This is a genomic window from Sphingomonas sp. P4_D12, from assembly GCF_056401895.1.
This window is the reverse complement of record NZ_JBFUIL010000005.1, coordinates 335,000-356,304: the sequence shown is the minus strand read 5'-3', so window position 1 is coordinate 356,304 and position 21,305 is coordinate 335,000. Positions and strand designations below refer to the sequence as shown.

20 protein-coding genes are annotated in these 21,305 nt (G+C 64.2%); 10 read left to right on the top strand and 10 right to left on the bottom strand.

What is annotated here, in order from left to right; all coding sequences use genetic code 11:
- The first annotated feature begins 44 nt into the window (after positions 1 to 44).
- Together fabF and mltG are read left to right on the top strand one after the other, a co-directional pair.
- On the top strand, positions 45 to 1,304 hold the full coding sequence (gene fabF / locus AC1DSD_RS11825; protein WP_478030227.1) for a beta-ketoacyl-ACP synthase II: 1,260 nt from the start codon (positions 45 to 47) through the stop codon (positions 1,302 to 1,304).
- Positions 1,305 to 1,311: 7 nt separating this feature from the next.
- On the top strand, positions 1,312 to 2,301 hold the full coding sequence (gene mltG / locus AC1DSD_RS11820) for an endolytic transglycosylase MltG (protein WP_478030225.1): 990 nt from the start codon (positions 1,312 to 1,314) through the stop codon (positions 2,299 to 2,301).
- A 110-nt stretch (positions 2,302 to 2,411) separates the two neighbouring features.
- On the opposite strand, the gene eda is transcribed toward mltG, so the two are convergent.
- The 8 genes from eda to AC1DSD_RS11780 form a co-directional block, all read right to left on the bottom strand.
- Positions 2,412 to 3,026 (bottom strand): bifunctional 4-hydroxy-2-oxoglutarate aldolase/2-dehydro-3-deoxy-phosphogluconate aldolase, encoded by a 615-nt coding sequence (eda, locus tag AC1DSD_RS11815; RefSeq protein ID WP_478030224.1) that lies wholly within the window; start codon positions 3,024 to 3,026, stop codon positions 2,412 to 2,414.
- Positions 3,023 to 3,991 (bottom strand): glucokinase, encoded by a 969-nt coding sequence (gene glk / locus AC1DSD_RS11810; protein WP_478030222.1) that lies wholly within the window; start codon positions 3,989 to 3,991, stop codon positions 3,023 to 3,025. Before glk ends, eda begins: the two co-directional genes overlap by 4 nt.
- A gap of 103 nt (positions 3,992 to 4,094) precedes the next feature.
- Entirely contained in the window at positions 4,095 to 5,849 is a 1,755-nt protein-coding gene (gene edd, locus AC1DSD_RS11805) for a phosphogluconate dehydratase (protein WP_478030221.1), read from the bottom strand.
- A gap of 155 nt (positions 5,850 to 6,004) precedes the next feature.
- Positions 6,005 to 6,718, bottom strand: a complete 714-nt coding sequence (pgl, locus tag AC1DSD_RS11800; protein ID WP_478030220.1) for a 6-phosphogluconolactonase — start codon at positions 6,716 to 6,718, stop codon at positions 6,005 to 6,007.
- Positions 6,719 to 6,886: 168 nt separating this feature from the next.
- Positions 6,887 to 8,356 carry a glucose-6-phosphate dehydrogenase gene (gene zwf, locus AC1DSD_RS11795; RefSeq protein WP_478030219.1) on the bottom strand — a complete coding sequence of 490 codons (1,470 nt, stop codon included), beginning with the start codon at positions 8,354 to 8,356 and terminating at the stop codon, positions 6,887 to 6,889.
- An 83-nt stretch (positions 8,357 to 8,439) separates the two neighbouring features.
- A complete protein-coding gene (argC, locus tag AC1DSD_RS11790) occupies positions 8,440 to 9,369 on the bottom strand; it encodes an N-acetyl-gamma-glutamyl-phosphate reductase (RefSeq protein ID WP_478030218.1) in 930 nt (309 codons plus the stop codon).
- Positions 9,366 to 9,740: an SH3 domain-containing protein gene (locus AC1DSD_RS11785; protein WP_478030217.1), complete on the bottom strand. Its 375-nt coding sequence runs from the start codon at positions 9,738 to 9,740 to the stop codon at positions 9,366 to 9,368. The genes argC and AC1DSD_RS11785 overlap by 4 nt, the downstream gene beginning before the upstream one ends.
- Positions 9,676 to 9,996, bottom strand: a complete 321-nt coding sequence (locus AC1DSD_RS11780; RefSeq protein ID WP_066583478.1) for a MarR family transcriptional regulator — start codon at positions 9,994 to 9,996, stop codon at positions 9,676 to 9,678. Before AC1DSD_RS11780 ends, AC1DSD_RS11785 begins: the two co-directional genes overlap by 65 nt.
- A gap of 248 nt (positions 9,997 to 10,244) precedes the next feature.
- On the opposite strand from AC1DSD_RS11780, the gene secG reads away from it, so the two are divergent.
- Both secG and AC1DSD_RS11770 read left to right on the top strand, forming a co-directional pair.
- The gene (secG, locus tag AC1DSD_RS11775; protein ID WP_478030215.1) at positions 10,245 to 10,679 is read left to right on the top strand and encodes a preprotein translocase subunit SecG; all 435 of its coding nucleotides are present in this window, start codon (positions 10,245 to 10,247) and stop codon (positions 10,677 to 10,679) included.
- Between the two features lie 98 nt (positions 10,680 to 10,777).
- Positions 10,778 to 12,412 (top strand): CTP synthase, encoded by a 1,635-nt coding sequence (locus tag AC1DSD_RS11770; protein WP_478030214.1) that lies wholly within the window; start codon positions 10,778 to 10,780, stop codon positions 12,410 to 12,412.
- Between the two features lie 3 nt (positions 12,413 to 12,415).
- Here the strand turns inward: AC1DSD_RS11770 and AC1DSD_RS11765 are convergent, their stop codons facing one another.
- Both AC1DSD_RS11765 and AC1DSD_RS11760 read right to left on the bottom strand, forming a co-directional pair.
- Positions 12,416 to 13,321, bottom strand: coding sequence for a diacylglycerol/lipid kinase family protein (locus tag AC1DSD_RS11765; RefSeq protein ID WP_478030213.1), 906 nt, complete (start codon positions 13,319 to 13,321; stop codon positions 12,416 to 12,418).
- Positions 13,322 to 13,430: 109 nt separating this feature from the next.
- The gene (locus AC1DSD_RS11760; RefSeq protein WP_478030211.1) at positions 13,431 to 13,907 is read right to left on the bottom strand and encodes an Hsp20 family protein; all 477 of its coding nucleotides are present in this window, start codon (positions 13,905 to 13,907) and stop codon (positions 13,431 to 13,433) included.
- Positions 13,908 to 14,140: 233 nt separating this feature from the next.
- Between AC1DSD_RS11760 and AC1DSD_RS11755 the strand changes: the two genes are divergently transcribed.
- The 6 genes from AC1DSD_RS11755 (at position 14,141) to AC1DSD_RS11730 (ending at position 21,289) form a co-directional block, all read left to right on the top strand.
- The gene (locus AC1DSD_RS11755; protein ID WP_478030210.1) at positions 14,141 to 16,678 is read left to right on the top strand and encodes a TonB-dependent receptor; all 2,538 of its coding nucleotides are present in this window, start codon (positions 14,141 to 14,143) and stop codon (positions 16,676 to 16,678) included.
- A 905-nt stretch (positions 16,679 to 17,583) separates the two neighbouring features.
- Positions 17,584 to 18,840 (top strand): lipoprotein-releasing ABC transporter permease subunit, encoded by a 1,257-nt coding sequence (locus AC1DSD_RS11750; RefSeq protein ID WP_478030474.1) that lies wholly within the window; start codon positions 17,584 to 17,586, stop codon positions 18,838 to 18,840.
- Positions 18,833 to 19,507: an ABC transporter ATP-binding protein gene (locus AC1DSD_RS11745; RefSeq protein ID WP_478030209.1), complete on the top strand. Its 675-nt coding sequence runs from the start codon at positions 18,833 to 18,835 to the stop codon at positions 19,505 to 19,507. The genes AC1DSD_RS11750 and AC1DSD_RS11745 overlap by 8 nt, the downstream gene beginning before the upstream one ends.
- Entirely contained in the window at positions 19,504 to 20,208 is a 705-nt protein-coding gene (gene lepB / locus AC1DSD_RS11740) for a signal peptidase I (protein ID WP_478030208.1), read from the top strand. The genes AC1DSD_RS11745 and lepB overlap by 4 nt, the downstream gene beginning before the upstream one ends.
- A complete protein-coding gene (locus AC1DSD_RS11735) occupies positions 20,208 to 20,813 on the top strand; it encodes a GNAT family N-acetyltransferase (RefSeq protein WP_478030207.1) in 606 nt (201 codons plus the stop codon). Before lepB ends, AC1DSD_RS11735 begins: the two co-directional genes overlap by 1 nt.
- Complete coding sequence (locus tag AC1DSD_RS11730; protein ID WP_478030206.1) at positions 20,810 to 21,289, top strand: glutathione peroxidase; 480 nt, start codon at positions 20,810 to 20,812, stop codon at positions 21,287 to 21,289. Before AC1DSD_RS11735 ends, AC1DSD_RS11730 begins: the two co-directional genes overlap by 4 nt.
- Positions 21,290 to 21,305: the final 16 nt, after the last annotated feature.

Sequence of the window (21,305 nt, the reverse complement as noted above, 5' to 3'; positions counted from 1 at the left end):
CCGGGGGGCCGTTTCGCTGTAAGAGACTTGGATTGGAGAAGACCATGCGGCGCGTAGTCGTGACCGGCCTGGGCCTGGTGACCCCCTTGGGGGCGGATGTCGAAACGGCCTGGAAGAACATCATCGCAGCCAAATCAGGCGCGGGGACGATCACGCGCTTCGACGCAACCGACTTCCACAGCAATTATGCGTGCGAAGTGAAGCCGGCCGATCACGAATATGGCTTCGATCCGGACAAGCGCGTCGACCACAAGGTTCAGCGCCAGGTCGATCCGTTCATCATCTACGGCATCGATGCCGCCGGCCAGGCACTCGAAGATGCCGGCCTGACCGAGATGAGCGAGGAAGAACGCTTTCGCGCCGGTTGCTCGATCGGATCGGGCATTGGTGGCTTGCCGGGCATCGAAAGCGAATCGCTGGTGCTCGCCGCAAAAGGTCCCAAGCGCGTCTCGCCGCATTTTGTCCATGGCCGCCTGATCAACCTGATCACCGGCCAGGTGCAGATCAAATACGGCCTGATGGGGCCCAACCACGCCGTCGTCACGGCTTGTTCGACAGGCGCGCATGCGATCGGCGACGCCGCGCGGATGATCGCGATGGACGATGCCGACGTGATGCTCGCCGGCGGTGCGGAAGGCGCGATCTGCCCGATCGGCATCGCCGGTTTTGGCCAGGCGCGCGCTCTGTCGACCGGCTTCCGTGACGAACCGTGGCGCGGTAGCCGTCCGTACGACCGGGACCGCGACGGTTTCGTCATGGGCGAGGGCGCTGGTGTCGTGTGTCTCGAGGAATATGAGCACGCCAAGAAGCGCGGCGCCAAAATCTATGCCGAAGTGATCGGCTATGGCCTGTCGGGCGACGCTTATCACGTCACCGCGCCGCATCCCGAAGGATCGGGCGCGTTCCGGTCGATGGAAATGGCGATGCGCAAGTCGGGACTCGCCCTGAGCGATATCGATTATATCAACGCGCACGGCACCTCGACGCCGCTCGGCGACGAGCTCGAGCTCAACGCCGTGCGCCGCCTGTTCGGCAACAACATCGCCACCATGTCGATGTCGTCGACCAAGTCGGCGATCGGCCATCTGCTCGGCGGCGCGGGCGCGGTCGAATCGATCTTCTGTATCCTGGCGCTGCGCGATCAGATCGTGCCGCCGACGCTCAACCTCGACAATCCGAGCGACAATTGCGCGGGCGTCGATCTCGTTCCGCACGTCGCCAAGGAGCGTAAGGTCAAGGCGGTGCTCAACAACTCGTTCGGCTTCGGCGGCACCAATGCCAGCCTGGTGATGAAGGCGGTCTGACCCCGTCATGGCCCGGAAGAAGCGCGGCGGCAGCCGGTTCGGATGCCTCGGCCTAGTCGCCGCGCTGCTATTGGTCGCAGGTGGTTTCTGGCTGGTCTATAGCTGGGGCGGGCGCGGCCCGTTGCCGAAGAACGTCACCGTCTCGATCGCGCCGGGCACCAGCCTCAACAAGGCCGCCGAGCAACTCGAACAAGCCGGCGCGATCTCGTCCGCCAGCCGCTTCACCTTGCTCGCCAAGGTCTTCGGCGGCGGCGCGGGGATCAAAGCTGGTGAATACCGCATCCCCGCGCATCTCAGCCAGTCGGACATCCTCAAACTGCTGCAGGGCGGCAAGACGCTCCAGCGCTTCATCACCATCCCCGAGGGCTGGCCGTCGATCATGGCGCAGGAGCGGCTGATGGCGATGTCCGAGCTGACGGGGAAGATCGACGTGCCCGCCGAGGGCTCGCTGCTGCCCGACAGCTATAGTTTCGAACGCGGCGACAGCCGTGAGGCGATCATCCAGCGCATGCAGCACGCGATGGCGCTCTATCTCGACCAGGCCTGGGCGAAGCGCTCGCCGACGACCGTTGCCAAGACGCCGCGTGAAGCGCTGATCCTCGCGTCGATCGTCGAGAAGGAAACCGGCAAGCCGTCTGAACGGCGGATGGTCGCCGCCGTCTATTCGAACCGCTTGAAACGCGGCATGCCGCTCCAGGCCGATCCAACGGTGATCTACCCCGTGACCAAGGGTAAGCCGCTCGGCCGCCGCATCCTGCGCTCGGAGCTCGAGGCGAATAACGGCTACAATACCTATGCGATGACGGGGTTGCCTAAGGGGCCGATCGCCAATCCGGGGCGGGCATCGATCGACGCGGTGCTCAATCCGGCGGAGTCTCAGGCGCTGTATTTCGTCGCGGACGGGACGGGCGGGCATGTGTTTGCCGACACGCTCGAGCAGCATAATGCCAACGTGCAGAAATGGTACGCGATCAGGAGAGCGCGGGGCGAGATGTGACGCGAGCCGTCATCCCAGCGTAAGCTGGGATCTTGGGCGATGGCGCAATGCCGGTTGAGACCCCAGCTTACGCTGGGGTGACGGCTAAAGGTTTCGCTGGGGTGACGTGATTATCGCAACCCAGCCGCAGCCCGCGCTTTCGCCTCAACCTCTTCTGGCGTGCCCGAACACACCCAACTTCCGCCAACGCACAGCACGGGTTCGAACGCCAGCCACTCGCGTGCATTGGCCTCGCTGACCCCACCGGTCGGACAGAATTTGCACTGATAGAATGGCGCCGCCAAGCTCTTGAGCGCCTTCAGCCCGCCATTGGCCTCGGCCGGGAAGAACTTGAAATGCGTCAGCCCGAGATCGAGTCCGCGCATCAGATCGGCCGAATTGGCGATGCCCGGCAGATAGGGGACGCCGCTGGCGATGATCGGCTCGGCCAGACGCTCGGTCAGGCCCGGCGACACGATGAATTCGGCCCCGGCATCCATCACTTGCGCGAACTGAGCGGGGTTGATGACGGTGCCCGCACCGACAATCGCGCCCGGGACCTTCTTCATCTCGCGGATCGCATCGAGCGCGGCCGGCGTGCGCATCGTCACTTCAAGCACGGGCAGGCCGCCTTTGACCAAGGCTTCGGCCAGCGGCCTTGCGCTCGCCAGATCCTCGATCACGATTACCGGAATGACCGGCGCCGCCAGCATGATGCGTTCGATCGGGTTGACGGTGTCGTTCACTTGGCATGCTCCTGGGCAAAAGCGGCCGCGGCGCCGTAGAGGCCGGGTTGGGGATGGGTGATCAGCTTGACCGGGATAGCGGCCATCATCTGCTGGAACCGCCCCTTGGCGGTGAAGCGTTCGGAAAAGCCCGACCGCGCGAAATGCTCCTTGAGCTTGAGGCCCAGCCCGCCGGCGATGACGACGTCCTTCGCCCCCTGCATCAGTGCGAGGTCGCCGGCGAACGCGCCGAGCGCGAGCACGAATCGGTCGAGCGCGGCGATCGCCAGGCTGTCCGATCCTTCGAATGCCATTGTCCAGATCGTCTTGTCGTCGAGGTGGCGGATCGCCTTGCCTTCGATCTCGGCCAGGGTTTCGTAGATCGCGACGATCGCCGGCCCGGCGCAGATCCGCTCGGCCGAGACGCGGGTGAACGTCTTGCGCAGCCGCTTGAGGATCGCGTCCTCGAACGCGTCGAGCGGGGCGAAATCGACATGCCCGCCCTCGGTCGACAGCACATGATAGGTGCCGCCGGCATGGAGCACCCCCGCGACGCCCAGGCCGGTGCCCGGCCCGCAGATCGAGGTCACGCCGCTGCGCGCCAGGGGTCGCTTGGGGCCGCAAATGTGCTGGAAGTCCTCATCGGCAAGCTGGGCCACGGCGTGGGCGATCGCGCCGAAATCGTTGACGATGACATAGATGTCGGCGCCGAGCCGTTCGGGGATCAGCGCGGGGCGGATGATCCAGGGATTGTTGGTCAGCTTGATGACGTCGCCACCCACCGGTGACGCGACCGCGATCGCCGCCGCCTTGGGTAGCTCTCGGCCGAGCTGGCGGCCGAAATCCTGCCACGCGGTCTGGAGCGAGGCGTGCTCCGCGGTCTTCTGGGTAGTTTCCGGCCCGAGCGAGACGACCTTGCCGTCCGCTACTTCCGCGATGGCGAAGCGGGCATGGGTGCCCCCGATATCGACTGCGACGACTTCCATGTGCTTCCTCAACCTCCCCAGATCGTCATCCCAGCGAAAGCTGGGATCTCATGCGGTATTGGCACTTGGCTTGAGACCCCAGCTTTCGCTGGGGTGACGGTTCTTATAACCCAGCGCCTGCGAAAATCGCGCTGGCGCCCAATTCCGCTTCGTCAGCCGCCCCGCGAAACAACCCAAACAGCTCGCGCCCCATGCCCTCAGCCGCCGGCGGACATTCCGCAAGATCGCGCGCATCCCATTCGACCGCGTCGACCAGCGCGTCGAGCGTGCCGTTCACCGCATCGAGCCTGATGACGTCGCCGTCGCGCACGCGACCGAGCGGACCGCCGCCCAAGGCCTCGGGCGAGCAATGGATCGCCGCCGGCACCTTGCCCGACGCGCCCGACATGCGGCCATCGGTGACCAGCGCCACGCGATAGCCCTTGTTCTGGAGCACGCCCAAAGGCGGGGTCAGCTTGTGCAACTCGGGCATACCGTTCGCACGCGGGCCCTGGAAGCGCATCACCACGACGACGTCGCGATCGAGTTCGCCGGCCTTGAACGCCGCTTGGACGTCGGCCTGATCGTGGAACACGCGCGCCGGTGCCTCGACCACCCAGCGATCCTGGTCGACCGCCGACACCTTGATGCAGGCGCGGCCGAGATTGCCGGTCAGGATGCGGAAGCCGCCTTCTGTCGAGAAGGGAGCAGCGGCAGGGCGCAGGATCGTCTCGTCGCCGCTCGCGCCGGGATCTTCCCAGCGCAGGCCGTCACCCTCGACCACCGGGCGCTTGCCGTAATCGGCGAAGTTCCCCGCTACGGTCAGGATGTCGCCATGGAGCAGACCGGCGCCGAGCAATTCGCGGATCACGAACGGCATGCCGCCGGCATCCTCGAAGCCGTTCACATCGGCCGATCCGTTGGGATAGACGCGCGCGACCAAGGGCACGGCGCGGCTCAGTTGATCGAAGTCTTCCCAGTCGATCACGATCCCCGCCGCGCGGGCGATCGCCGGCAGATGGATCAGATGGTTGGTCGATCCGCCCGTCGCGAGCAGGCCGACCGCCGCGTTGACGATCGCGCGTTCATCGACGCAATGCCCAAGCGGACGGTAATCGTCGCCGTCCCAACCAATCTCGGCGAGACGATGCACCGCCGCTCGGCTCAGTTCCTGGCGCAGCTTGGTGCCGGGATTGGCGAAAGCGGCGCCGGGCATGTGGAGGCCCATCACCTCCATCATCATCTGGTTGGTGTTGGCGGTGCCGTAAAAGGTGCAGGTGCCCTTCGAATGATAGGCGCCGATCTCGGCTTCGAGCAATTCCTCGCGGCCGACTTTCCCTTCGGCGAATTGCTCGCGGACCGCCGCTTTGGCCTTGTTGGGAATGCCGGTGCGCATCGGACCGCCGGGGATCAGAATCGTCGGCAAATGGCCGAAACGCAGCGAACCCATCAGCAAACCGGGCACGATCTTGTCGCAAATGCCGAGCAAAGCGGCGCCCTCGAACAGCCCGTGAGTCAGCGCAATCGCGGTCGACAGCGCGATCGTGTCGCGGCTGAACAGCGACAGCTCCATCCCCGGATAACCCTGGGTTACGCCGTCGCACATTGCCGGCACGCCGCCGGCGACCTGTGCGGTCGCGCCGACTTCGCGCGCCCAGACCTTCATCTGCTCGGGATAGCGATAATAGACCGCGTGCGCCGACAGCATGTCGTTATACGATGTGACGATGCCGATATTCATCGCGGCATTAGTCTTCATCGCGTCGCGCGACCGCGATCCGCGGTCGCGTTCCCGCTCGATCAGGTCGAGATAGGCGCGGCGCGTCGGGCGCGAGCGCTCGACGATACGGTTGGTGACGGCGGATACTGCCGGGTTCATGGTCTTGGGGTCCGTTTGCCAGGAGCAGGACGTGCCAGCTCTTTCAACTTCGTCCTAGACCTGCCCAACGTCTGGGCAAGCCCGCGCGCCTCACTGGGTGATGGAAATTCGTATGCGCTGAAACCGGGGCCACTCTCTCGGTGGCCTGACCGTGGCTACGGCGCCCAGTGGATGTCGACGGGAAGCTCGGTATCGGCGAGAACGCGCCCGATCGGATAGGACGAGCTCGGCCCCTGGCTGATCGCGTCCTCCAGCACCTTCTTCTTGTCGGCACCGGTGATGGCGATGATCACCGCCGCTGACGAGACGATCGCCGCACGGCTGAGCGTCACGCGCGCCACGGGCGCTTCGGGCGGCAGCGGGTCGGGCATGACGCCGAGCATCCGGCGCTCCTTGGGACCGTTCAGCGCTTCGTCGAAATCCGGACCCGGGAAGATCGAGGCGGTATGGCCGTCTCCACCAATGCCGAGCAGGCAGAGATCGAGCGGCCAATGCAGATCCTGCATCAGCGCGTCGGCCGATCGGCCCGCCGCTTTGTAGTCCGCCGTCGCTTGCGGAACGATCGGCATCACGCGCGCGCCGAGCGGCAGGAAGGTCTTGGCGATCATCGTCACGTTGGACAGCGGGTCGCCCAGCGGCACGATGCGCTCGTCGCCGGGGATGATTGTCACCCGCTTCCATTCGAGCTTCGCCTTGGCGAGCCGTGCGTAGATCGGGATCGGCGTCTTGCCACCGGCCAGCGCGACCACTGCACCGCCGCGCGCTTCGATCGCGCTTTCGATGATGAACGCGATATCGCCCGAGACGGCGTCCGCCATCTCGTCGGTATCGTCATATTCCCACCATTCGATTTCTTCGTTGGTTGCCATAATGCTCTTCGCTCTTAAAGCCCTCTCCCGCTTGCGGGAGAGGGTTGGGTGAGGGTCTTCTTTCTTCCAGCTGTGGGGCAACAGAAGACCCTCACCGCTGCGACTAAGGCCGGCTGCGCCGACCTAAGTCTCGCTCCTCTCCCGCAAGCGGGAGAGGATTTTAGAAACTCAATCGTCCTGCCACGTCACCCCATCGCGCTCGGTCAGCGCGATCGAGGTCGACGGACCCCAGCTGCCCGAGGCATAGCTCTTGGGCTTGGTGTCGTTGGCCGTCCAGCCGGCACGGATCGCGTCGGTCCAGGCCCATTGCGCCTCCACTTCGTCGCGACGGACGAACAGGGTCTGGTCGCCCTCGATCAGGTCGAGCAGCAGGCGCTCATAAGCGATGCGGCGGCGCGTGCCGGCGAACTCGGCGTCGAGGCTGAGATTGAGCGGCACTTCGCGCAGATGGATACCCTCGCGATCGAGACCCGGCTCCTTCGCCATCACCAGCATCGAGATATATTCCTCGGGCTGCAGGCGGATGATCAGCTTGTTGGGCTGGAGCAGGCCGCCGCGCCCGGCGAACATCGAATGCGGCACCGGCTTGAACTGGATCGCGATCTCGCTGCGGCGCACCGCCATGCGCTTACCGGTGCGCAGGTAGAAGGGTACGCCTTGCCAGCGCCAATTCTCGATGCTCGCCTTGATCGCGACAAACGTCTCGGTGGTCGACGGTTTGCCGAGTTCCTCCAGATAGCCCTTGACGATCTTCCCGTCGACCGCGCCGGGACCGTACTGACCAGTGACGGTCAGATGCGGCACTTCCTCCGGCGTCATGACGTGCAAGCTACGGAACACCTTGGCCTTTTCGTCGCGGATCGCGTCCTTGTCGTAACGGGCAGGGGGCTCCATCGCGATCAGCGCCAGCAGCTGCAGCATGTGGTTGGTGACCATGTCGCGCAGCGCCCCGGCGCCATCATAATAGCCGGCGCGCTCTTCCAGTCCGACCGTCTCCGCGATGGTGATCTGGATATTGTCGATGCCCTGCGCATTCCACACCGGCTCGTAGAACGAATTACCGAAGCGCAGCGCCAGGATGTTCTGGACGGTCTCCTTGCCGAGATAATGGTCGATCCGGAAAATCCGATCCTCGGGAAAGACCGCGGCGACCGCGTCGTTGATCTCGCGGCTCGAGGCGAGGTCGTAGCCGAGCGGCTTTTCGAGCCCGATGCGGACATTGCCATGCGCCAGGCCCGCGCCGTTGAGACCCTTGATTGTTGCTTCGAACAGGCTCGGCGCGGTCGACAGGAAAATCGCGAGACCCTTCGAAGTGTCGCCGAGTTCGTCCGACAGGTTCTTGAAATGGTCGGCCTCGGTCGCGTCGAGCGCCTGATAGTTCAACCGCTTGAGAAAGGAGGCGATCTTGTCCTTGTCCTTGCGATCCTCGGGCAGGTATTTTTCGAGCGCTTCCTTCGCAAATTTGCGGAACGCACCGTCCTCGAACACCGTCCTTGCGGTGCCGGTGATCGTCATGTTGGCCGGCAACAACCCGTCTTCGTCGAGGCCGTAGAGCGAAGGCAGCAACATGCGCTGCGACAAATCCCCGGTCGCGCCGAACAGCAGCAATTTGTCGAGCGGCTGGCGCGTTCCGGGCATCTAGCTTTCCTCGTTTAGACCGTTGGCCCTGCGCTTGGCGCAGGGCGGAGAGTGTGGAGACCGACGAATTTAAGGCGTCGCGCTCATAAAGTCAGGCCCGTGACCGGGTCGAATCCCGCCATGATGTTGAGATTCTGCACCGCGGCGCCCGCCGCGCCCTTGCCGAGATTGTCGAGCGTCGCGACCAGCCGCGCTTGTCCGGCCTCGGCATTGCCGCAGACGCGCAAGGTCAGGCGGTCGCTGCCGGCGTCGTCCTCGATCGTCACGAACTGTGCGTCCGCCGCGCCAATCCGGATCAGCGGGCTGTCCTTATAGGCCTCGGCCAAAGTGGCTTCGATCTGCGCGAGCGAGGGTTTGCGCGGCAATGCGTGGAGCGGCACCGGGACTTCGACGATCATGCCACGATAGGTGTTGGCGACCGCAGGCGTGAAAATCGGCAGATGCGCGATACGGGCATGCTTCTGCATCTCTGCGACATGTTTGTGCGCCAGACCCAAAGCGTATAGCCGGGCGCTTGTATTGGCCTTCCCCTCTTCGAACTCGGCAATCATCGATTTGCCGCCGCCCGAATAGCCCGAGATCGCATTGACGCTGAGCGGCCAGTCGTGCGGGATCAGCCCCGCGCGGACCAGCGGCCGGACCAGCGCAAGAAAGCCGGTCGGATAGCAGCCAGGATTGCTGACGAAGCGCGCCTCGGCGATCACCGCCTGCTGGGCCGGTTCGAGCTCGGCGAAACCATAGGCCCATCCCTCGGCGACGCGATGCGCGGTCGAGGCGTCGATCACCCGCGTCTTGTCCGACGTGATCATCGCCACCGCTTCGCGCGCGGCATCGTCGGGCAGGCACAGGATGACGAAATCGGCATCGTTCAGCGCCTGTTTGCGCGCGGTCGAATTCTTGCGCACCGCTTCGTCCAGCGTGACGAGGGTGACGTCGCTCCGCCCGGACAGCCGTTCGCGGATCTCTAGCCCGGTGGTGCCGGCACCGCCATCGATGAAGACGTTGACGTTCATGCCGCCAGATCCAGTGCCGTGCGGTCGACATAGCCGGACAGGCGGTGTTCGGGCGACACACCCCAGGCGACCTCGCGCAGGACTTCCAGCACTTCGAAGCTCTCACCGACGGTGAGTTCGGCGAGCGGCTCGGACGTGGGGGATGATTCGGCGTGCAAGGTCACGGCGCGGGTTACTACACAGGGCAGGGGCGCCGCGTAATGCGGCGCGAATACGTATTCGGCGAGCCGAACGTCGGCCAGGTCGGGGCGAATCGCGTTGTGGCGCGGGTCTATCGATATCGACGGACCGGTCAGCGCAAAGGTTCTACGCGGTGGCTCTGCGGGCGCGGGGCGGGTCGCTTTCTCCCACAAATTGTCCGAATTCTTCAAGAAAGCCTGCCCCTTCGGTGGTACGCGCGATAAAGATGTTGCGCTTGTCGGTATCGTCGCGCTGGCGGCGCAGATAGCCGAGCGCCCCCAACCTGTTCAAGGCGCGTGTCACGACGGGCTTGGAAACGTTCAACGCGCGGGCCAGACCGCGCACCGTATGCGGCCCCGGACTGAGATAGACGACGAGCAGCAGCGCCATCTGGCGGTTGGTGAGATCGGGCTCGCCGGATCGGACATAGTCGACCAGCGTATTCATCCATCGCGTTAGCGGGGAGCTGTCGAAAGTGCTGGCAATGTTCATGTCGGTGCTCACTGATTGTCCACAAGGCTCAAAAGGCGGTCGCTATCGCAGGCGTAACAACGTGCGCCGAGGCGATTGAGTTTCAGTGCGGACACGAAATGTCATGGAAACGCCACGTGTCGTCCGGTGGATGAGCGGTTGATCGCGGGGAAGGGGTCGCCTATGTCCCCGCTTTCTCCAGTTTCGCAGGTCACAGTCGTTCGATGCTCTTTACCTTCGTCCTTGTCGTTCAGTTGCTCGTCGGATCGGCGCTCGTCACCATCATCCTGATGCAGCGTTCCGAAGGCGGCGGCCTGACCGGCGGCGGCAGCCCGGCCGGATTGATGTCCGCGCGCGGCGCGGCCGATTTCCTGACACGGTCGACGGCGATCCTGGCGACGATCTTCGTTACCTTGACCATCATCCTGGCGGTGATGGCGGCGACGCGGCATGCGACCTCGATCGACACCTCGCTCAATCGCGCGGCGCCGATCAACGCGCCGGCGGGCAGTGCTCCGCAGCCGGCGGGTGGCGCGTTTGGTGGCGCGGCGGCCAATGCGGCGGCGGGTGCCGGCGGCAACGTCACCTTCCCGGGCGCTCTGGCGCCGGGCGAGAACAAGGTAGCTCCGGCCAGCAACGGCGCGGTTCCCGTCCGCTAAATCCATTTCGTTCTAATCGCCCGCGCGGACTTTTTGTTCGCGCGGGCGGAGTCGCGTGCTTGCGGCACGCCCCCATTCCAAGCTAGGCGATGACTCCCATGGCGCGGTTTATTTTCATTACCGGCGGCGTGGTCTCCTCGCTGGGCAAAGGTTTGATGGCGGCTTCACTGGCTGCCCTCCTCCAGGCACGCGGCTATCGCGTCCGCATCCGGAAGTTCGATCCCTATCTCAATGTCGATCCGGGCACGATGAGCCCGTATCAGCATGGTGAGGTCTATGTGACCGATGACGGGGCGGAAACCGACCTCGATCTCGGCCATTACGAACGGTTTACCGGCGTTGCTGCCCGTCAGTCGGACAACGTCACCTCGGGCCGGATCTATCAGCAGATCATCCAGCGCGAACGCCGCGGCGACTATCTCGGCGCCACCGTCCAGGTCATCCCGCACGTCACCGACGCGATCAAGGCGTTCGCGCTCGCCGAGACCGACGATCTCGATTTCGTGCTGTGCGAGATCGGCGGCACGGTCGGCGATATCGAATCGCTGCCGTTCATCGAAGCGATCCGCCAGATTCGCAACGATCTTGGCCGTGGCAATTCGGTCAGCATCCACGTCACGTTGGTGCCGTACATCGCCGCCGCGGGCGAGCTGAAGACCAAGCCGACCCAGCATAGCGTACGCGAGCTGGCGGCATTGGGCGTGCAGCCCGACGTGCTGGTGTGCCGCTGCGAGCAGCCATTGCCCGCGAGCGAGCGCGCCAAGATTGCGTTGTTCTGCAACGTGCCGAAGGAAGCGGTCATTCCGGCGCTCGACGCCAAGAGCATCTACGCCGTGCCGGTCCAATACCATGAGGAAGGCCTCGACGACGCTGTCCTCAATGCTTTCGGGATCGATTCCGAAGCACTGCCCGATCTCGCGCGCTGGACCGATATCATGGATCGCCTGACCAACCCGGAAGGGGAAGTGACGGTCGGCGTCGTCGGCAAATATGTCGGCCTGCAGGACGCCTATAAGTCATTGAACGAAGCGTTGGTCCATGGCGGCATCGCCAACAAGGTGAAGGTCAACGTCCGCTGGATCGACGCCGAATTGTTCGAACATGGCGACAGCGATGTCGCCGCCAGCCTCGAGCCGTGCCACGCGATCCTGGTCCCCGGCGCGTTCGGCGAGCGCGGGGCGGAAGGCAAGATCGCCTCGGTCAAGTTCGCGCGCGAGCGCAACGTCCCCTATTTCGGCATTTGTTTCGGGATGCAGATGGCTTGCATCGAGGGTGCGCGGAACCTGGCGGGGATCGAGAAGGCATCATCGACCGAATTCGGCCCGACCGAGGAACCGGTGGTCGGCATCATCACCGAATGGATGTCGGCTGAAGGCGTTCAGAAGCGCGAAGCGGGTGGCGATCTGGGCGGCACAATGCGGCTTGGCGCCTATGACGCCAAGCTCGACGGCAACAGCGTCGTTTCGTCAATCTATGGCTCGACCGACATCAGCGAGCGGCACCGCCATCGCTACGAGGTCAATACCGGCTATCGCGAACCGCTCGAAAAAGGCGGGCTGGTGTTCAGCGGCATGTCGCCCGACGGAATGCTGCCCGAGATCGTCGAACGCCCCGATCATCCCTGGTTCGTGGGCGTCCAGTTCCACCCGGAACTGAAATCCAAGCCGTTCGACCCGCATCCGTTGTTCGCCAGCTTCATCGCGGCGGCGGTGCGGCAGAGCAGGTTGGTCTAGACGTCACTGCTTTTCGGAGTCGCCCGGCGTCAGTACCCTCAGCGCGCCTGCGCGGATGCGGAATTCGAGTGGGGAGTCCATCCGCTTCAGTTCGCCGTCGAGTGCGATTTCGATCGATCCGCCGCTCGAACTGACGGTAAGTGTCTCGCATTCGCCGAGCGTCTCGAAATCGAGCGAGCGTTCAGCGCGCCCGACCAGCGCGCGCAGGGCGAACCAGATCAGCGCCGCGCGCCGTCGATGCGTCACGGCATAGATCGACAATTTGCCGTCGGTCAGGGTACCGCGTTTGCCAACCTCGCCGCGATCAAGCGAATAGACGTTGTTGCCGACGAACAGCAGTGGCGTGACGATCCTGCGCTCGCCTTTGCCCCAATCGAGCCGCAACCGATGATGCGGTAGCCGCTCGAGCACGGCGAACGCCGCTGGCAGCGTCGACAGCCATTTGGGCCAGCCCTTGGCACGGCGCAAACCTTCGCGCTTGCGCACCATCAACGGGTAGAGCCCGATCGACGCGTTGTTGACGAAGACCTGTCCGTTGACCTCGCCGACGTCGATCGCGACAGGCTGGCCATTCACCGCAACCTTGGCGGCCTCGCCCAGATCGGTGGGGATGCCGAGATCTCGCGCCAGATGGTTGAGCGTGCCGAGCGGCAGCAGGCCGAGTTCGGTATCGCTGCCCGCGAGGATTTGCGCAGCGCCGGCAGCGGTGCCGTCGCCGCCCGCGACGATCACCCGTCCCGATCTCGCTGCCGCCTCGATCGCTTCGGGGATTTGCTCGCCATCGAGCGCTGTGACGTCGGCCGTTGTCCCCGCTTGTGTAAAAGCTTTTTCCAGCTCTCCGACCAGCGCGTCGCCCATCTTGGCCGCCGTGCCGCCAGTCTTGTTCACGGTCACCTGCAGCGTCTTCATCGCCGACAGCTAACAGGACGACCGGCGCCATCGAAACGAAAAAGGCGCCCGGACCTGTCGGCCCGGACGCCCATTGGCGCTTTCAAGGGAGCGAGAAAGCGCCGGTCTGTCAGGCCGCTTTGGTTTCGTCGGCGGCCGGGCTGGTTTCGATCGCGGCGAGCGGAGCGCCCGTCTTGATCGCGATTGACTGCGGCTTCAGCGCCTCGGGCACTTCGCGCACCAGGCCGACGGTCAGCAAGCCATCATTGAGCCGCGCATCGTCGACCCGGATGAAATCGGCGAGTTCGAAACGGCGCTCGAAACTGCGCGTCGCGATGCCGAGGTGGAGATAGGCCGACTGATCGCCGTCCTTGTCCTTCTTGCCCTTGACGGTCAGCAGGTTCTGCTGCGCGACGATCTCGATCTCGTCGCGACGGAAACCGGCGACCGCGATCGTGATGCGATAATGATCCTCGGCGATCCGCTCGAGGTTGAAGGGCGGGTAATTGTCCCCGCCATTCTGCCGCGCCGAGGCTTCGAGCATATCGAACAGGCGATCGAAGCCGATCGTCGAGCGGCGGTAGGGAGTAAGGTCGAACTGTCGCATTTAATCATCCTCCATTGAGCGATGTCACAACGACGCGACCCCGATGGGCGTCGCGTCATCGCATATCTGGGGCATTCCGGCGCCGGTTCAAGAGTGCCTGTCCGACAAAATATCGTTATCTTTCAACGGTGATAAAGTTTGGCTTGCGTGGCTGGTCAGACGATCTTGCTTTTATTCCCAGCAACTCAGTGGGGATTAAGGCGTTAATCGATCGTCTAGGGGATTACCGAATCATGCTCGCTGCGTTTCCGCTCCTGCTTGCCGCCGCATCGCCGCAAAGCATCGCGCTCGCCGACAACGCCGCTCGCCCGGCAGCGCCGGTCGTCGCGCCAGACGATACTGCCGCCAACGCACCCTCACCGGCGCCCGAGCCCCAAGCCGATCCGCAAGCCGCGCCGACGCCAGGGGGCGACATTGTCGTCACCGCGCGCCGCCGGTCGGAACGCTTGCAGACCGTGCCGCTCGCGGTGGCGGTGTTGAGCGGCGAAACGCTGGCCAATGCCGGGGCGTTCAACGTCAACCGGCTCCAGCAATTCCAGCCCGCGCTGCAATTCTATTCGAGCAATCCGCGCAATTCGGCGATCAATATCCGCGGTTTGGGGGCGCCGTTCGGGCTGACCAATGACGGCATCGAGCAGGGCGTCGGCCTCTATATCGACCAGGTCTATATCGGCCGCGTCGGCGCCTCGACCTTCGATTTCGTCGACATCGATCGCGTCGAGGTGCTGCGCGGGCCGCAGGGGACGCTCTACGGCAAGAACACCACCGCGGGTGCGGTCAACATCACGACCAAGAAGCCCAACCTTTCGTCGCCAGAAGCGACGTTCGAGGTCAGCGCCGGCAATTACGGCCTGGTCCAGCTGAAAGGCTCGGCCTCGGCGCCGATCGCCGACGGCAAGTTGGGCGTGCGTCTGTCGACTTCGGTGAGCAAGCGAGGCGGGTCGATCTACGACACCGCGATCGACAAGAATCTGCAGAAGCAGGACAATTTCAGCGTGCGTGGGCAGTTGCTGTGGCAAGCGACGCCCAATCTGGATTTCAACTTCTCGGCCGATTTCAGTCTGCAGAATCCCTATTGCTGCGTGCAATATTACGCCCGGGTTGGCGCGACGCAGCGGCCGCTCAACCGCCAATATGCCGCGCTGGCCGCGGCGCTCGGCTACAAGCCGCCGAGTTTCGATCCGTTCGACCGCGTGACCGACCTCGACGCATCGATCAACTCACGCCAGGAGGTCGGCGGGCTGTCGCTGGTCGGCAGCTGGGACGTCGGCGGCGCGACAATCACGTCGGTAACCGCCTGGCGCTATTGGGATTGGCAGCCCGCCAACGACCGCGATTTCGTCGGCTTGCCGATCACCACCGTCTCGCAAAATCCGTCGCAGCAGAAGCAATGGTCGCAGGAATTGCGCCTCGCCTCGAACGGCGACGGTAAGCTCAACTACACGCTCGGCGCATTCTTCTTCGACCAGACGATCGATACGCAGGGGTCGCAGGTGCAGGGCCCGGCGGCGAGCCGGTGGCTGCTCAATCCTGGCAACGTACCGGTAGGATCGAGCGGTTGCGCCACGCCGACGGCCAATGCGTGCAATCCGCTGGTGCTCGACGGGCTGACGTCGACCAACTCGATCCATTTCAGCAATCAGAGCTTCGCCGTGTTCGGCAAACTCAATTGGGAAGCGGCGCCCGGCTTTCACATCCAGCCCGGCCTGCGACTCAATTACGACAAGAAATCAGGCTTTTACGAGTCGGTCGTCAGCATCCACAACGCCAAGTACAATTTCGTCGCGACGGCGGATAATGTCGCGACCCTGCTGCAGAACGGGACCGCGCTTGCCGATCAGCTCAATACGCTGGCGCCGCAACGTTACAGCCCGAAATTCAGCGCCTGGAACCTGTCCGGCGACCTGACCCTGTCCTACGATTTCTCCAAGGACATTCACGGCTATGCGACCTATGCGCGCAGCTTCAAGTCGGGCGGGATCAACCTGTCGGGACTGCCGCTCAATTCCACCAATACCGGAGTCGACCTGTCGACCCAGACGGTAAAGCCCGAGAAGGAGAATCACTTCGAGCTCGGGTTGAAGACGCAGTTCCTCGACCGCCGGGTGACGTTCAACCTCGCCGCGTTCTGGACCGACATCAAGGATTACCAGGCGACCGTGAACAACGGGCAGACGACCGTTATCCGCGGCTATCTGGCCAATGCGGCGCGGGTCCGCGTGCGCGGCATCGAGTTCGACTCGTCCTTCCGCCCCAGTCCGCGGCTGAGCCTGTACACCAACGGCGCCTTCACGGATGCCAAATATGTCCGCTTCCGCAATGCGCCGTGCCCGCCCGAATTGTCCGGCGGTAACCCGGCGCTTCCCGGTCAGACGCCGGCGGCGCCCGGCACGCCGGGTCTCAGCCCCTTGGTTTGCGATATCTCGGGATCGGTTCTGCCCGGCATCTCGAAATGGTCGTTCTCGTTCGGCGGCGAAGTGAACGTGCCGGTCAGCGGGGGCCAGGTCTATCTCGGCTATGACGGCAGCTATCGCTCGAAATTCTCGTCCAACCCGTCGCGCTCGCTCTACACCGATATCAATGGCTATTCGCTGTCGAACTTCCGGCTCGGTTTCCGCAAGGACAAGTGGAACCTGTACGGCTGGGTGCGCAATGCGTTCGACCAGCATTATTTCGAGCTGCTGAGCACGCAATCGGGCAGCACGGGGCTGATTGTGGGCCAGCCGGGCGATCCGCGGACTTATGGCGGGACGTTCCGAATCAGTTTTTGAGCGATTATGCCCTCTCCCGCTTGCGGGAGAGGGAGGGGCCCGCCGCCGAAGGCGGTGGGAAGGTGAGGGTCTTCTTACTTCTTCTATCTCGACACCCGCTCGGCAGAAGAAAGAAGACCCTCACCGCTGCGACTAGGCTCGCTTCGCTCACCAAGTCTCGCTCCTCTCCCGCAAGCGGGAGAGGAAAGTGGGAGAAGGAAGCGTGGAGAGAAGCGCCGGTCGGCGAAGCCGCCGTCGCTCGGGCCGCGTTGCGGACCGGCGGCCGTTTGGGGCGATGCTCTTCGCGCACCGGCTTGCAGCTTCGCTGCTCGCCTTCGCCCCAAATGACAAACGCCCGGGCCGTTTCCGACCCGGGCGCCTGCGTGACGATTGCTCGTCAGCCCCCTTGTAACTTCCGCCCGCACGCCTCTTTTAAGGCGGAGCTGGAAGCGATCCCCGAACCACGGCCATTGACCTGCGTTTCGCGAAGCAAACTGCTAAGCGGCGACTGGTGTCTTGTCATCGCCAAACAACGGGTCGCCGCACGATTGCGGCGCGCATGTGTCGAATCCGCCACAGCACCGCCTTGGTTGCCTGTAATCGCGATACGCCTTAGGGTCTGTACTCAATAGCGACGGGGTCGAGACGGAGCGGATTTTGTCGCGTGGGTAGGAGCGAGGAGGGAGCGATGCATTATGCATCGTGACCGACGAGCGACGCCCTCCACGCGACAAAATCCGCCCGCCCCGATGAGGTTGCGTTGTGGAGCCCGCCGGACGTCGTCGCTTGCTTGCGCGTAGCTCAAGCTACGCGACTGCGCTGCGCTCCTCGCCGACGGGCTCCACAACGCAATCTCGATCCCCGCCGCTATTGAGTACAGACCCTAAGCACCCGACATTCCGGGGGCGGATCGCGAGGCCTGATTGATTCTCCTGTCGAGCTACGAACGCATGATTGCCGGGCGCTATCTGTTGCCCGGCAAAGGCGAGCGCTTCATCGTTCTCGTCGCCGGGTTCAGCCTAGGCGCGGTGATGCTGGGCGTCGCCGCTTTGGTCATCGTGATGAGCGTCATGAACGGCTTTCGCGCCGAATTGTTCGACAAGATCGTCGGACTGAACGGCCATGCCGTGATCCAGGGCTATGGCGGCCGTCCGCTCAACGACTGGCGGCAATTGCTTGCACGCGCCAAGGCGACGCCAGGCGTCACCAGCGCGGTGCCGATGATCGAACAGCCGTTGATGATGACCAACAATGGTCGCGCCGAGCCGATCAGCCTGCGCGGGCTGACTGTGCCCGATATCCGCGGCAATCCGACGATTGCCGGTCATGTCGTCGCCGGCGACCTCAACAGCGTGACCGCCGGCAGCAACCGGATCGCGATCGGATCGCGCCTGGCCGAAACGCTTGGCGTCGATATCGGCAGTCAGGTCACGATCTGGAGCCCGATGGGACAATCGACCCCGTTCGGCACCGTGCCGCGGATGGTGTCCTATACGGTCGGCGCAATCTTCGAGATCGGCGTCTACGATTACGACAAGGTCTATGTCGTCATGCCGATGGAGGAGGCGCAGACCCTGCTGCTGCTTGATCCCGACACGGTGGGGATGATCGAGGTCAACACCAGGGACGCCGATCAGGTCGGGCCGATCCTGGCGCCGCTGCGCGCGTCGCTTGGCCAGACCGCCGCCGTAAGCGATTGGCGCCAGATGAACGCGCAATTGTTCGAGGCGCTGGCGATCGAGCAAGTGTCGATGTTCGTGATCCTGTGCATCATCATCCTGGTCGCGGCGTTCAACATCGCGTCATCGCTGATCATGCTGGTCCGCGCCAAGACGCGCGACATCGCGATTCTCAGGACGATGGGCGCGCCGCGCGCCGCGATGGTCAGGATCTTCATCACTGTCGGCACGACGATCGGTATTCTCGGCACGATCGCGGGGCTGATCCTGGGATTCGTCCTGCTTTATTTCCGCCAGCCGATCGTCGACTTCGTGCAAAAAGTGTCGGGGCAGAATCTATGGGATCCCTCGATCCGCTTCCTGACCGAACTGCCATCCAAGCCCAATCCGATCGAGATCGCGATGGTCGTCGCGATCACCTTGCTGCTGACCTTCCTCGCGACGCTGTACCCGGCGTCGCGCGCCGCCAGCACCGACCCAGTCCAGGTGCTTCGCTATGAGTGACGCCGTCCTCGCCACCACCGGCCTGACCCGCAGCTTCGAGCAAGGCGGGGAGACGATCCACGTCCTGCGCGGGGTGAACTTGTCGATCGCGCCCGGTGAGATCGTCGCGCTGCTCGGCCCCTCGGGCTCGGGCAAATCGACCTTGCTCCAGGCAGTCGGCCTGCTCGAAGGCGGGTTCGGCGGGTCGATCCGCATCACCGGCACCGAAGCGGCGCAGATGAGCAGTTCGGAGCGTACCGCGACGCGCCGCGACATGCTGGGCTTCATCTATCAATTCCATCACTTGCTGCCCGATTTCAACGCGATCGAGAATGTCGTGCTGCCGCAATTGGTGAAGGGGGCCTCGCGCGCAGATGCCGACGCTCGCGCGGCCGACCTGTTGACGACGCTCGGCCTGGGGCATCGCCTGACGCATCGGCCGAGCCAATTGTCGGGCGGCGAGCAGCAACGCGTCGCGGTCGCCCGCGCGCTGGCCAACCGGCCCGCCTTGATCCTCGCCGACGAGCCCACCGGCAATCTCGACGAGGCGACCGCGGAGATCGTGTTCGGCGAATTCCTGCGGCTGGTGCGGCAGGAAGGGTCGGCGGCCGTGGTAGCGACTCATAACGAGCGGCTGGCCGCGCGGATGGACCGCGTCCTGCGCCTGCACGAAGGGCACCTTCAATGAATGCTTCCGCGCGCCGCCAGATGCGGATCGTCGCGGGATTGTTCGTCATCGGATCGCTCGTCATCGGAGCATTGCTCTACCTGTGCTGGCCGGTGGTTGGTCTAATGTTCGACGGTCAGCGCACCGGGCGCTATTATTCGATCCCATCGCAAAGCATGATGCCGAACCTCATCCCGGGTGATCGGGTTCTGCCGCGCCGTCGCCAACCGGGCGAGCCGACACGGGGCGAGGTGATCGTCTATCGGCGCACGCCGGACGAGGTGCGCGTCGCCCGCGTAGCCGCCGTGGGCGGGGATACGATCGAAATGCGCGGCGGCTTTCCCTGGATCAATGGCGTGGCCGCCCGGCGGCGCGAGCTTGGGGCCGGTCCGACGTTAGACGGGAATACTCGGAGCCTGCTCTATGCCGAGCGGCTGCCGGGTGAACGCGGCTCGCATCGCGTTATCAGGATGACGATCCCGGGTCCGTTCGACGATATGCCCGCCGCCAAGGTTCCGCCCGGCACGCTGTTCGTGCTGGGCGATAACCGCGATCAGGCAGCCGACAGCCGAGCACCTGTCGATGAAATGGGGGTCGGGATGGTGCCGATCGAGCAGGTGTTGGGCGTGATCGACTATATCGCCTGGTCGAAGGTCAAAGGGCGCATGGCGAGACCGATCGACCGCCGCGATCCCGCGACTTCAGCCGGTAGCGGAAAGTGATGAGCGATCCCTGGCGGACGATTCCGACGCTGAACGGCCGACACGTCACGCTCTCGCCGCTGACGCGTGGCGATCGCGAGGGCATCCTCGCGGCGTTCGCCTCTGGCCTGGAGGGGGCCTTTCACACCACCGTACCCAATTCGTCCACGGTCGAGGCTTGGTACCAACGGCTCGAACGCGAGTTCGAGGCCGGGCGCGCGATGCCGTTCACCGTCCGCGATGCCGCCGGAGAGATCGCGGGCGTCACGCGCTTCCTGCGCATGGCGAAGGAGCACCGCCGGGTCGAGATCGGCGGCACGGTCTATGCCCCGCGCGTCCAGCGCACCGGGCTCAATACCGAGGCGAAGATGCTGCTGCTCACCCACGCGTTCGAGACGCTCGGCTGCTTTTGCGTCCAGATCCGCACCGATTTCCTCAATCGCCAATCGCGCGCGGCAATCGAACGGCTGGGCGCGCGGATGGACGGGGTGATCCGTGGCCATCTCATCCTCAACGATGGCCATTATCGCGACAGCGTGCTCTATTCGATCCTCGAACACGAATGGCCGGGGGTGAAGCGCAATATCGCCGCCTTGATGGCCCGTTATGAGGGGAAGGGCGCATGACCGCGATCACCGAGTTTCACGTCAAGGCGGCGGATGGTAGCGACGCCGACCTCTCGGCCTATGCCGGCAAGGTCCTGCTGGTCGTCAACGTCGCCTCGAAATGCGGCTTCACGCCGCAATATGAAGGGTTGGAGGCGCTGCATCGCAAATATGCCGATCGCGGGTTCGAGGTGCTGGGTTTCCCCTGCAACCAGTTCGGCGCGCAGGAGCCGGGCAATGCCGAGGAAATCGCGAACTTCTGTTCGCTGACCTATGACGTGACCTTCCCGGTCTTCGCCAAGATCGACGTCAACGGCTCGGGCGCCGATCCGCTTTACGGCGAACTCAAGAAGCAGGCGCCCGGGTTCCTAGGTACCGAGGGCATCAAATGGAACTTCACCAAGTTCCTGGTCGGCCGCGACGGCCAGGTGGTCGAACGCTATGCGCCGACCACCAAGCCCGAAGAGATCGCGGCGGATATCGAAAAGCTGCTTTGAACGCGCGTACCGTCGA

Excerpts from the sequence above, each read along its gene's own strand:
- AC1DSD_RS11745 (WP_478030209.1), top strand. The coding sequence starts at position 18,833 with ATGAGTGACGCCGTCCTCGCCACCACCGGCCTGACCCGCAGCTTCGAG.
- secG (WP_478030215.1), top strand. The coding sequence starts at position 10,245 with ATGCTCTTTACCTTCGTCCTTGTCGTTCAGTTGCTCGTCGGATCGGCG.
- lepB (WP_478030208.1), top strand. The coding sequence starts at position 19,504 with ATGAATGCTTCCGCGCGCCGCCAGATGCGGATCGTCGCGGGATTGTTC.
- glk (WP_478030222.1), bottom strand. The coding sequence starts at position 3,991 with ATGGAAGTCGTCGCAGTCGATATCGGGGGCACCCATGCCCGCTTCGCC.
- mltG (WP_478030225.1), top strand. The coding sequence starts at position 1,312 with ATGGCCCGGAAGAAGCGCGGCGGCAGCCGGTTCGGATGCCTCGGCCTA.
- AC1DSD_RS11730 (WP_478030206.1), top strand. The coding sequence starts at position 20,810 with ATGACCGCGATCACCGAGTTTCACGTCAAGGCGGCGGATGGTAGCGAC.
- pgl (WP_478030220.1), bottom strand. The coding sequence starts at position 6,718 with ATGGCAACCAACGAAGAAATCGAATGGTGGGAATATGACGATACCGAC.
- AC1DSD_RS11760 (WP_478030211.1), bottom strand. The coding sequence starts at position 13,907 with ATGCGACAGTTCGACCTTACTCCCTACCGCCGCTCGACGATCGGCTTC.
- AC1DSD_RS11770 (WP_478030214.1), top strand. The coding sequence starts at position 10,778 with ATGGCGCGGTTTATTTTCATTACCGGCGGCGTGGTCTCCTCGCTGGGC.
- AC1DSD_RS11780 (WP_066583478.1), bottom strand. The coding sequence starts at position 9,996 with ATGAATACGCTGGTCGACTATGTCCGATCCGGCGAGCCCGATCTCACC.
- zwf (WP_478030219.1), bottom strand. The coding sequence starts at position 8,356 with ATGCCCGGAACGCGCCAGCCGCTCGACAAATTGCTGCTGTTCGGCGCG.
- argC (WP_478030218.1), bottom strand. The coding sequence starts at position 9,369 with ATGAACGTCAACGTCTTCATCGATGGCGGTGCCGGCACCACCGGGCTA.
- AC1DSD_RS11735 (WP_478030207.1), top strand. The coding sequence starts at position 20,208 with ATGAGCGATCCCTGGCGGACGATTCCGACGCTGAACGGCCGACACGTC.
- fabF (WP_478030227.1), top strand. The coding sequence starts at position 45 with ATGCGGCGCGTAGTCGTGACCGGCCTGGGCCTGGTGACCCCCTTGGGG.
- AC1DSD_RS11755 (WP_478030210.1), top strand. The coding sequence starts at position 14,141 with ATGCTCGCTGCGTTTCCGCTCCTGCTTGCCGCCGCATCGCCGCAAAGC.
- edd (WP_478030221.1), bottom strand. The coding sequence starts at position 5,849 with ATGAACCCGGCAGTATCCGCCGTCACCAACCGTATCGTCGAGCGCTCG.
- AC1DSD_RS11765 (WP_478030213.1), bottom strand. The coding sequence starts at position 13,321 with ATGAAGACGCTGCAGGTGACCGTGAACAAGACTGGCGGCACGGCGGCC.